Annotated in this window: 7 protein-coding genes; 2 read left to right on the forward strand and 5 right to left on the reverse strand. The window is 64.6% G+C overall.

The features are described 5' to 3' along the window. Positions 1–401 precede the first annotated feature (401 nt). The gene (locus FG13_RS07825) at positions 402–2,669 is read left to right on the forward strand and encodes a phosphocholine-specific phospholipase C (protein WP_035819877.1); all 2,268 of its coding nucleotides are present in this window, start codon (positions 402–404) and stop codon (positions 2,667–2,669) included. A 251-nt stretch (positions 2,670–2,920) separates the two neighbouring features. After that, entirely contained in the window at positions 2,921–7,963 is a 5,043-nt protein-coding gene (locus FG13_RS07830) for a diguanylate cyclase domain-containing protein (RefSeq protein ID WP_035819879.1), read from the forward strand. A gap of 27 nt (positions 7,964–7,990) precedes the next feature. Here the strand turns inward: FG13_RS07830 and FG13_RS07835 are convergent, their stop codons facing one another. From FG13_RS07835 to FG13_RS07855, 5 genes are all read right to left on the reverse strand, one after another. Then, positions 7,991–9,490: a nucleobase:cation symporter-2 family protein gene (locus FG13_RS07835; RefSeq protein WP_235211693.1), complete on the reverse strand. Its 1,500-nt coding sequence runs from the start codon at positions 9,488–9,490 to the stop codon at positions 7,991–7,993. A gap of 470 nt (positions 9,491–9,960) precedes the next feature. Further along, on the reverse strand, positions 9,961–10,134 hold the full coding sequence (locus FG13_RS30405; RefSeq protein ID WP_158300023.1) for a hypothetical protein: 174 nt from the start codon (positions 10,132–10,134) through the stop codon (positions 9,961–9,963). A 152-nt stretch (positions 10,135–10,286) separates the two neighbouring features. Beyond that, on the reverse strand, positions 10,287–10,613 hold the full coding sequence (locus FG13_RS07845) for a hypothetical protein (protein ID WP_035819882.1): 327 nt from the start codon (positions 10,611–10,613) through the stop codon (positions 10,287–10,289). Further along, complete coding sequence (locus tag FG13_RS07850; protein ID WP_035819884.1) at positions 10,610–11,107, reverse strand: glycoside hydrolase family 19 protein; 498 nt, start codon at positions 11,105–11,107, stop codon at positions 10,610–10,612. Before FG13_RS07850 ends, FG13_RS07845 begins: the two co-directional genes overlap by 4 nt. 14 nt (positions 11,108–11,121) lie before the next feature. Beyond that, on the reverse strand, positions 11,122–11,550 hold the full coding sequence (locus FG13_RS07855; RefSeq protein ID WP_035819886.1) for a hypothetical protein: 429 nt from the start codon (positions 11,548–11,550) through the stop codon (positions 11,122–11,124). Positions 11,551–11,754: the final 204 nt, after the last annotated feature.

Consider the following 11,754-nt stretch of genomic DNA (forward strand, 5'->3'; position numbering starts at 1 on the left):
AGAAAGAAAATTGATCAGCGCTTCCCTGGTTCAGGGTATCGCAGTCGAACTCCCTTGAACAAACCGGCGACAGTGACCAAGACTGGGTGATCATGCGGCACACTCAGGCAGGTCGTTGCGTTTGCAATTAACCTTTTGCCTACCCAAATGAAAACAGCCTCCCCATCCTTGCGTCTGCCGCGTAACCGCCTCCGGCTCGTTTTATCCCTGTCATGGCTATGCACATTGGCAGCCTGTGGCGGTGGAACTTCGGCTGCAGCTCCGACTCTGAGCCCCAGCCCGCCTCCATCCGCGTGCGAGAAGTCGCAATGTGCTCCCACGCCCTGAGGTGGTGATCGCCAGGCCCCCTTTGCCACCTGATCACCCATCCACCCAACATCGCTACCTGCGGCCACTCCTCCATGTTCACAAACAATTCCAAACGCCAGTTCCTGCGTAATTCGTTCGGCACGATGGCATCTCTTGCCGCCTTGTCCGCATTCCCGCCAGCGATCCGGCGCGCCCTGGCGATCGAAGCCAATAACGTCACGGGAACGATCAATGATGTTCAGCATGTCGTCATGATCATGATGGAAAACCGCTCATTCGATAGCCACTTTGGCACCTTCAAGGGCGTCAGGGGATACGGTGACCGATTCGTCGCGCCCTCGCCGAACGGGTCCAGCATCATGTACCAGACCCATACCCAGTCAAAGGCCGCAGGAACGTATATCCCCTTCCGCCTTGATGAAACCAAGGGCAACGCGCAACGCGCCGGCAGCACACCGCACACATGGGGCGACTCGCAGGCGGCGTGGGACCACGGCCGGATGAATCGTTGGCCAGACTCCAAGGGTCCCCTTTCCATGGGATATTTCGATACTGCGGAAGTCCCGTTCCAACGCGCGCTGGCCGATGCCTTTACCGTCTGCGACCACTATCACTGCGGCATGCACACGGGGACAATTGCGAACCGCTTGTTCTATTTTACTGGCACAAACGGCCCCAATGGCCGCGGTCCTATCGATGGCAAAAAAGTCGAGATCGCGGTACTCAACAATCAGTACAACGACGGCAACAACATCGGGCCGTCGAGTGAGGGATGGACCTGGACGACGTATGCGGACCGCCTGGAAAAGGCCGGGGTGCGCTGGAAGGTGTATCAAAGCCTGGTCGACAACTTTGGTTGCAACGAGATGACAAGTTTTCGCCACTGGCGCGCCGACATTGAAAAGCTGCCTGCCAGTCGCCGTCCACGCCATGTTTCCTCCACCGACATCAGCCAGGATGTCACCCGCGCCGGCCCATTCTATGACGCCAGCATCGACGACGCCCTCAGTCCGTTGGCCAAGGGATTTCACAACACCATGCCTCACGGCTTCCTGGAAACCTTCCGTGAAGACATCAACAACGGCAAGCTGCCCGCCGTGTCCTGGATCATTGCACCTTCGGCCTACAGCGAGCATCCTGGCTACTCCAGCCCTGCCCAAGGCGGCTGGTATATCCAGCAGGTTCTCGATGCGCTCACGGCGAATCCGGAAGTGTGGAGCAAGACCGTGCTGCTGATTAACTATGACGAGAACGACGGCTTCTTCGACCACCTGCCTCCGCCGTGCGCGCCATCGCTCAATCCTGACGGCAGCGTCGCAGGCGCCACCACGCTCAACAAGGCCGACATCGCGGTCGAATATCACAATTACAAGCCGGCGACCACTGTTCAACCCGGCGTTGATGGCCGGCCGTACGGACCGGGGCTGCGTGTGCCGATGTGGATCGTTTCACCGTGGAGCCGTGGCGGCTGGGTCAATTCGCAGGTCTTCGACCATACTTCGGTACTGCAATTTCTCGAGAAGCGATTCGGCGTCCTCGAGCCGCAGATCAGCGCTTACCGGCGTGCCGTCTGCGGTGACCTGAGCTCTTGCTTTAATTTTGTCAACCCGAATGCGGGGGCGTTGCCAACGCTCAGCGGACACGGCAGCAAAGCGGAGGTCGATGCGCTGGCGCTGAGCCAGGGCAAGGCGCGCGCACTGGCGAGACCATTGGCGTCCACCACAGCCAAGTTACCGGTGCAGGCGAGTGGCACCCGTCCATCGCGCGCCCTGCCTTATGTATTGCACGTAACGGCTCGCGCCGATTCCGGCGCAAAGAAAGTGACGCTGGTGTTTGCCAACGACAGCAGCAACCAGGCCGGCGCAGTGTTCCACGTGTATGACGAGTTGCATCTGGACCGGATCCCGCGGCGCTACGTCGTAGAGGCAGGCAAGACGCTGGAGGGCAGCTGGGAAGTGGCGTCCGATACCGGTTCGTATCGCCTGTGGGTGCTTGGCCCCAACGGCTTTCATCGCCACTTTGTCGGCGACCTCAAGGAACAGGGGGATACCAGAGGCCCGGAAATTCAGGCCTGCTACATGACGTGCAGCCCCGCTGAACTCGCGCTCAAACTGCATAACAAAAGCAGCGCGCGTTGCTTGTTCACAATATCGGCGGAAGCATATCGAAGCGATGGCCCGTGGACCATCGAGGTAGCCGCCGGTGAGGTGGGATCCTTTCACTGGTCGTTGGCCGACAGCGGCAACTGGTATGACTTCTCGGTCACCTGCAATACTCAGAAAACTTTCCGGCGCCGCGTCGCGGGGCGAATCGAGAATGGCAAGGATTCTGTAAGCGACCCAACCCTGGGACGCGCATAACTCAAAAACCGCTCCTGAATCGATAAGGCTGCGGCGCACCGTTCACCCGATGCGCCGCAGCACCCTCCCGTCACCCCGCGCCATTCCCGCGCCCGCACTCGCCTGCTTCCACTGGCATTTTTACAACAAACCCCATCACCCTTCCCCCTCCCCCACGGCCCCCTGCTGATATAATACTTGCAACGAAGTAAGACTTCGAATTGTGCGCCTCAAGGCTCCCGCAACCGTCTGTGTACCGCCAAGCCCAGCCCATGCGCTCCGTTTTCGACCACGAAATCATCAAACAGCTACACAGCGGCGCCCGTTCGCGGGTTTACCGCGCCAGGGCGGCCGATGGCACGGCGCTGATCGCCAAGATGCCGAATCAGCAGTTCCCCTCCTTCCAGCAGCTGGCGCAGTTCAAGCGCGAGTACGCGATCGCGCGCCGCTGCCGCCATCCTGGCGTGGCGCGTCCGCTGGCGCTGCAGCTGCACGGCGGGCACTGGACGATGCTGCAGGAAGATACCGGCGGCCTGGCGCTCGACCAGCTATTGCGCGCACAGGTGGCGGCGCGCAGCACGCCGTCGCAACCCGCGTTGGCGCTGGACGATTTTTTCGACATCGCGCTGCAACTGTGCGCCGCGCTGGACGAGGTCCATCGCCAGGGCGTGATCCACAAGGACATCAATCCCTCCAATCTGGTGTGGAATGGCGAGCGGCGCCTGCTGCAGCTGATCGATTTCGGTATCGCCTGTGAACTGCCCTACGAAAGCCATGGCATCGTCAGCCTCCAGACCCTCGAAGGCACGCTGCGCTACATGGCGCCGGAACAGACCGGGCGCATGAACCGCAGGGTCGACTGGCGCGCCGATTTCTATGCGCTGGGCGCCACCTTGTACGAATTGCTGACCGGCCAGGCGCCGTTCGAGGCAGGCGACGAGATGGAACTCGTGCATTGCCACATTGCGCGCAGTCCCGACTGGTCGCACCCTGCGCTGGCAAGCTTGCCCGGCCAGCTGCTGCCGATCATCCAGCGACTGCTGGAAAAAAATGCCGATCAGCGTTACCAGAGCCTGCAAGGCCTGCGCAGCGACCTCGCAGCGTGCCGCGCGAAAAAGCCCACGCAGGCGCTCAAGCTGTCCGACCACAACGGCCGCTTCCTGGTGCCGCAAACGCTGCATGGGCGCGAAGATGCCATCGCCGCGCTGCTGGCGGCGTTTGAGCGCAGTAGCACGGGCAGGTGCGAGATGCTGCTGGTGGCCGGCCATTCGGGCATCGGCAAGTCGGCGGTCATCAACGAAGTGCAAAAGCCCATCATCGCCCGGCGCGGCTGCTTCCTGTCCGGGAAATTCGACCAGCTCCAGCGCGACGTGCCGTATGCCTCGCTGATCCAGGCCTTCCAGGGACTGGTGCGCCAGTTGCTCGGCCAGCCCGAGGAAACGCTGCGGCAGTGGTCCGCAAAACTGCACCTGGCCCTGGGCAGCGGCGTGGGCGTGATCGTCGAGCTGATTCCCCAGCTGGCCCTGATCGTCGGCGCCACCGACGCGATGCCCGCATCGGCGCCGGCACAGGTCCAGTGGCGCCTGGACCGCCTCTTCCCCCGCTTCGTCGAAGTCTTCGCCTGCGCCGGGCATCCTCTGGTACTGTTCCTCGACGACCTGCAATGGGCCGATGCGGCCACCTTGCGGATGATCGAGCTGCTGATGGTCTCCTGCGACAAGAGCTGCCTGCTGTTCATCGGCGCGTACCGCGACAACGAGGTGGGCGCCGCGCATCCGCTCATCGGGCTGCGCGACAAGCTGCTCGCCCGTGATGTACGCCTGTCGACGCTGTTACTGAGCGCACTGACCGAGCCGCAGGTGGCGCAAATGGTCTCGGCCAGCGTGCGCGTGCCGGCCCACGCCTGCGCGCCGCTGACCAGCATTTGCTACCGCAAGACGGCCGGCAATCCGTTTTTCCTCAACCAGTTCCTCGCTGCGCTCAACGAATCGGGCCACCTGCGCTACCGGCCCGCCGACGATTGCTGGGACTGGGACTTGCCCGCGATCGAACAGGCCAGATACACCGACAACGTGGTCGAGGTGCTGCTGGAAAAAATCCGCCGCCTGCCGGCAATCACCCAGCACCTGCTGCAACTGGCCGCCTCCAGCGGCAACCGCTTCACGCTCGACACGCTCACCCTGACGGTGGACCGCACAGCGCGACAAACGCAGCAAGACCTGTGGCCGGCGCTCAGGGCGGGATTGATCCAGCCGCTCGACGAACGCTATAAATACGTCAATGGCGACACCGCTGCTGGCAACAGCGGCGTCAGCTACCGCTTCCTGCACGACCGGGTGCAGCAGGCAGCCTACCTGGTCGCCGATGCCGGTACGCGCGTGGCCAACCATCTTCTGATCGGCCGCTTGCTGCTGCGGCATACGCCGCCGGAGCGCCAGGACGAGACGCTGTTTGACATCGTCGAGCAGCTCAACACCGGTCGCGCGCTGATTGACGATGCGGACGAGCGCGTGCAGCTGGCGATGCTCAATCTCCAGGCCGGCGTCAAGGCAAGGCGCTCCGCCGCGTTCCAGTCCACCCTCGAGCACATGCGAATCGGTCTCGACCTGCTGCCGGCGGACGCATGGAGCATCCACGCCGGGCTCTGGCTCGATCTGCAGCTGGGCGCGGCCGAAGCGGCCTACCTGTGTGGCCAGTTCGACGCCGCCGAGGCGATCTATCCAGTGGTGCGCGCCCGCGCCCTGAACCCCTTGCTGCAAGCGCGCTGCATTGCCATCCAGGCGCACCAGTATCAATTACAGGGCCGCCTGCTCGACGCCATCGCCGTGCAGCGCGACGGCCTGGCGCAGCTGGGCATCGACATTCCGCACGATGTGGCGCACATGAAGGCGCGCTTCGCCGATATCCTCGCCGACATCGGGCGCCAGCCTGGCGCGCAGGCGCCCGAGACCTTGCTGGCGGCGGCCGACATGTGCGAACCGGAGGCGGTGGCCGCGATGCAGATGATGCAGGGCCTGTGGATGGCCAGCTACTACGCCGGCCAGCAGGATCTCAGCGCGCTGATGGTGGTGTCGATGACGCGCCTGTCCATGCAGCGGGGGAACAGCGATTTCAGCGCCGTCGCCTATGTCGGCTACGCGATGATGCTGGCGCTGTACAGCGGCGACATCGCACGCGGCTACGACTTTGGCGCGATGGCGATGGCGCTGGCCAGGCGCCGTGCCAATCTGCAGACGCGCACGCTCACGGGCCTGATGTTCGGCGCGCTCAGCAACCACTGGACGCAGCCGCTGCGCAGCTCCGACGCCCTGTACGAAGAGGCGTTTGGCTGGGCGCTGGAAATCGCCGATTTCGTGCAGGTCGGTGTGGTGACGGCCGTGCGCGCCACCGACCGCATCATCCTTGGCGACTACCTGCCGCACCTGATGCACGACATCGGGCACGACCTGGCGCTGATGCGCGCCAACGGCCAGCAGGCGATGGCCGATTGCTGCGTCGCCGCCGCGGTCCAGCCAATCAAATGCCTGATGGGACTCCTGCCCCGTCACGACAGCTACGACGATGCCACCTTCAGCGAGGCGCGCTTCCTCGCACAATATGGCGACTCGCAGCTGTACCGCGCCTACTTCCTGCAAGGGAAGATCCGCAACGCCTACCTGTTCGACAGCGCCGACGCCGAACAGCTGGCCGGCCAGCTCGGCATGGTCACGCAGATCATGCGCGGCCAGGCCAAGGTTGCCGAATGCAGCTTCTACGCCGCGCTGATCCTGATCCGCGCATTGCGGCGCGCTCCTGCACGTCCCGACGCAGGCGCCATGCTGGCCATGATCGGCACGCTGCAGGAGAACCTTGCCGCGTGGGCCAGGCAAGGCTCGGACAATAGCGCCGCCAAACATCTGCTGGTGATGGCAGAAATGGCACGCGACCAGGACGACCTGCAACTGGCCACGCGCCTTTACCAGCAGGCGATCGACGCCGCGGCGCTCGCGGGCTACGTCAACATGCAAGCGCTGGGCAATGAACTATGCGGCGAATGCTGGTGCGAGCAGGGACAACCGCGCGTGGCCGCCGTCTTCATCCGGGACGCCATCGCGCATTATGGCCAGTGGGGCGCGGAGGGCAAGGTGGCGCAGCTGCGCGAGGCCCATACCGCGCTGCTGTCAAGGATGGAGGGCCGCGGCACGCAGCGGTATTCCGTCTCCCACACGCACGGCAGTTCGGCGCTCGACCTGGTGTCGCTGCTGAAGGCGGCCCAAATCCTGTCGAACGAAGTCGGCCTGCGCAACGTGCTGACACGCCTCATTGCCATCGTGTGCGAAAACGCCGGCGGGCAGGTGGCGCGCCTGCTGCTGCTGTCCGAAGGCAGCTATCGGCTGGAAGCCAATATCGATGGCGATGGCGTCACCGTGCTGCAAGCGCGCCAGCTCGACCTGAACGCCGCCAGCGACCCGCAATTCCCGCTGTCGCTGCTGCGCTACGTCATCCGCACTGGCGCGGAGGTGATCGAAGACTGCATCACGGGCGCCTCGCGCTTTGCCGCCGACCCGTACGTGCAGTCGCACCTGCCGCGCGCCGTCATGTGCCTGCCGATCCGGCACGGCGGGCAGATCGACGGCATCCTGTACTTCGAGAACCGGCTGGCCGACGCCTCGTTCACGGAAGAACGCGTCGCGTTCCTGCGCATGCTCGGCGCGCAGGCGATGATCTCGATCTCCAGCGCCAGGTTGCATGACAGCCTCGAACGGCGCGTTGCCGAGCGCACGGAACAGCTGCAAGACGCCAACCGCAAGCTGGCGACCCTGTCCATCACCGACGGCTTGACGGGCCTGTCGAACCGGCGCCATTTTGACGACGTGCTGCGCACCGAATGCGCGCGCGCCACGCGCCTTGGCCAGCCGCTTGCCGTCATCATGCTCGACGTCGACTACTTCAAGCTGTTCAACGACCGGCATGGCCACCAGGCGGGCGACGCATGCCTGATCCGGGTCGCGCAGGCGCTGGCGGCCGGCATGCGGCGCGCGGGCGACCTGACGGCACGCTACGGCGGCGAAGAGTTTTCGATCGTGCTGCCAAACACGGGCGAGGACGAAGCGCGCCAGATCGGCGAAGCGCTGCGGCGCGCCATCGAAGATCTGGACATCGTCCACGCGAGCACGGACGCGCAACAGGTGACGATCAGCGTCGGCATCGCGGTGCAGTCGGCGCCGGGCGCCGCCGATCCGGACGCGCTGCTGCGCCTGGCCGATGCCGCCCTGTACCAGGCCAAGGATGCGGGACGCAATTGCGTGGTGCTGAGGATTCTGCCGCCCGGCTAACCCGCATTCATGGCACCGGGCGGCGCCTTACTCGCTGCCATGGCTGTTCTCGCGCGCCTGCTCCCGTGCCCTTTCCTGCGACGCCAGGCCATTGAAGAACAGGTTAAGCAGCACGGCGACGATGGCGGCCAGCAGGATGCCGCTGTGCAACAACGGCGACAGGGCCTTGGGCATGTGCTGCGCGTACTGTTCCGCCACCAGCGGCAGCATGCCGAAGCCGATCGACAGGGCCACGATAAACAGGTTGTTGCGGTTGCTCTTGTAGTCGACGCCGGCCAGGATGCGGATGCCGGTGGCGGCGACCATGCCGAACATCACCAGCCCTGCCCCGCCCAGCACGAACGCCGGCACGGCTTCGGCCGTCTGCGCGATCTTCGGGATCACGCCCATGACGAGCAGGATGAGGCCGGCCGCCACGCAGACCCAGCGGCTGCGCACGCCCGTCACGCCCACCAGGCCCACGTTTTGCGAGAACGAGGTGTACGGAAAAGTGTTGAAGATGCCGCCGATCAGGGTACCCAGGCCATCGACGCGCAGGCCGCGGCTGATGTCGGCCTGCGTGATGCGCTTGTCCGTCATTTCTCCCAGCGCCAGAAACATGCCCAGCGACTCGATCATGACGACGATCATCACCAGGCTCATGGTGATGATGGCAACCACGTCGAAGGTCGGCATGCCGAACTGGAACGGCGTGACGATGGCAAAGGCCTTGGCGCTGGCCACCTTGGCAAAATCAGCCTTGCCCAGTGCAAACGACAGCGCCGTGCCGGCGATGATGCCGATCAATACCGCAATATTCGACAGGAAACCGCGGCCATACTTCGCCACCAGCAAAATGACGGCCAGCACGAAGAAAGCGATGCCCATGTTGTCCAGCGCGCCGTAGCCGGGATTGGCGATCAGGGGCACGGGGCCAAGCGGCGCCGGCAAGCCCGCCGCCGTGGCGGCAGCGGCCATCTTGAGGAAGGCGGGATCGGCAATCTGCGCCATGGCGGGCGGCCCGCCCATGGCCCAGTTCACGCCCACGCGCATCAGCGACACGCCGATCACGGCGATGATGCTGCCCGTGACCACGGGCGGAAACAGGGCCAGCAGCCGGCTGATGAAGGGAGCGATCAGCATGGAAACGACGCCGGCGCCGATCACGGCGCCAAAGATGCCCGTGATGCCCAGGGCGGGAATGTTCGCCATCGCCAGCATGGGACTGACGGCGGCAAAGGTGACGCCCATCATGACGGGCAGGCGGATGCCGAAGTACTTGCCTATCCCGAGGGACTGGATCAGGGTCACGAGGCCGCAGCAGAACAGGTCCGCACTGATCAATGCAGCCACCTGCTCGGGCGGCAGCTTGAGGGCGCGGCCGACGATCAGCGGCACGGCGATGGCGCCCGCATACATGACGAGCACGTGCTGCAAGCCCAAGGTAAACAGCTTGCCGGCAGGCAGGATTTCATCGACGGGCGATGGCGCGGCAGGCGTGGCGCCAGGCACGCTGCGGTGGATCGATTTCAATCGGGGAGTGGCCATTTACGCTCCATTTCCTGGGTTGCCGCGGCCCGGATGGGCGCAGGTGAAAGGGAAAAGCAAGAGAGAAACGGGACGACAGGAACACAGTGGCGGCGGATGAGGCATGCGAAGCTCCTTGAATGGGACGACCAAGGTATGCCATGCACGCATCGTGCCAGGTGGATTGTATACAGAAATTGTGCCGAAATTCACCAGAGATCAAGCAATTGGGCGATGGATGCACCGTTTTCTCGCATGCCGCCCCGCGCCTGCACCAGAAGGCGGCAAACGGCGGCAGCGCTGGCAGGCCATTGGTGACTGATGGGTGAATCCAGGATCGCCTGTCAAAACCGGCTGCGCGTCGTCATGCGCGGCCCGCGACGCTCACCGCTTCAACGCCACATACTTCGTGCAGTGGCGCTTCCTGAGCAAACCGGGGGCCGTGCCCTCCTTCCACCTGCCACGGTGTTGTCAGGCGCAATCAAGCGTTGTCAGGAGTTATTAGCCCCGGAGCAGGCATCGAGCAGCGCTTCCAGCTGCCGCACATGGGCGGCACGCAATTGCTCGCGCGCCAGCAAGGCTTGCACTTGCTCGAAGATGCCGTGGGACGGCACCGCCGGCAAGGCGGGCGCGACTGGGCGCGTGACCAGGCAAGGCGCGCTCACCGGCCAAACTTCCGCCTGTGATGCCGGCGCCCATGCCGCGCAGCCGGTCAATAAACTCACCAGCAATAGCTCGGCGGCGCACTTGATACTGCGCCTCCTTGCCCGCCACCGCACACTCCGCCCACTCTCACTCTCACGTTCGCTCAGCGGCCTCATGGCATTTCACTGGCGATCAGCGCTTCGGCGGCACGGCAGGCGTCGCCTTCGGGCTGCAGCGCCAGGATGCGCGCCGCTGCCGCTTGCGCCTCTGCCTGCCCGGCCTGCGCACTGGCCAATGCCTGCCCTACCCGCGCCGACCGGCGCGCGCCCTCCTCCCGCATCGCATTGAGCGCCTGGTTCTGGCGCCGCAACAGCCCCTCCACCTCCTGCACTTGCGCCGCGCACGCGGCAAGACCCGCCTCATGTCCCCAGCGTTGCGCGCAAAACACGGCGGCGCCCAGCAGCACCAGCATGGCCAGCACAAACAACGACGGCTTCATGCCAGCACCTTGCGCGCAGCCGCATACAAGGCCAGGCGCTCGGCCAGGCCGTTCACGCCACCGTTGATGCGGCGCGTCACCCGTTCCTGATCACCCGCGTCGGCCAGTCGATTCAAGCCGCGCGATTGCCAGAACCAGCCCGCCGATCGGCAAGCGAAAGTCGCCGCCTCCAGCAACTGCGGCGCCGCCAGCAAATCCAGGCCCAGCGCCACGCCGCACGCCGCATAATTGGCGCGTCCCGTCACCTGCAGCAAACCGCGGCCCTTGAAACGCACGCCATCGCCAGCGATCACATTACCCAGATCCGCCCTCCCCTCATAAGCCGCGCCGCTGGCCAGCTCGCGCACATAGCGCAACTGTCCCGATTCATGGCCCACCTGCGCCAGGAACGACGCCCGGCGCAGCGGCGTATCAATATCGAACTCGGACATCGCCGCATTCAAGGGCGCCAGGAACAGCGTAGCGCGGCGGCCGGCCAACGGCATGATCTGCATCAATTGGGCGCCTGTCACAGCATGCCCCGCACATCCTTGACGGCAGCGGCCGCATCGGCCGCCAGTTCGCCGATATCCTTGCCGCGCCGTTTGTCGAACCAGCGCACGCAAGCGCCCAGCACCCACCAGGCAGGCAAGCCGGCCGCCACCATCACGGGCGCGGCGATGAACAAGAAACCCGTGGCCGGGTCGCCGCCATACAGGCCCGCCACGGTTTTCGCGCTGTCGAACAGGCTGGGCCACCACGACAGCACGGCAGCCACCAGCACGGGGCCGAGAAAGGTGGAAATGATGATGCTGGAACAAAAACGAATAAATGCCTCCTTGGTGGATTGGGGCCACATGAACATGAAGCCCAGCGACGTGGCGGCGGCGCCGGCCAGCACGGGCACGCCAAACAGTTTGATCAATGCGCCGCCGGCGGCGGTGGTTTCGAGGGCCATGATTGCCTTTCAGGTGGTGGGAGTGAGGATGCGCAGCTAGGGAGGAATATCAGAGGCCGACAGCACGAGCATCGCCGTTACATTTCCAGGAAAGAGTGAAACAGTATTTATGCAGGTGGGGAAATGAACAAACCCGCACGCGGCGAGGCGGCGGGCTGGCGTCCGGATGGCGCGAGGCCATGCCGGATGGATAGTGGGCGAAGG

Source organism: Janthinobacterium sp. RA13 (assembly GCF_000745325.1).
GTDB classification, from domain to species: Bacteria; Pseudomonadota; Gammaproteobacteria; order Burkholderiales; family Burkholderiaceae_D; genus Janthinobacterium; species Janthinobacterium rivuli.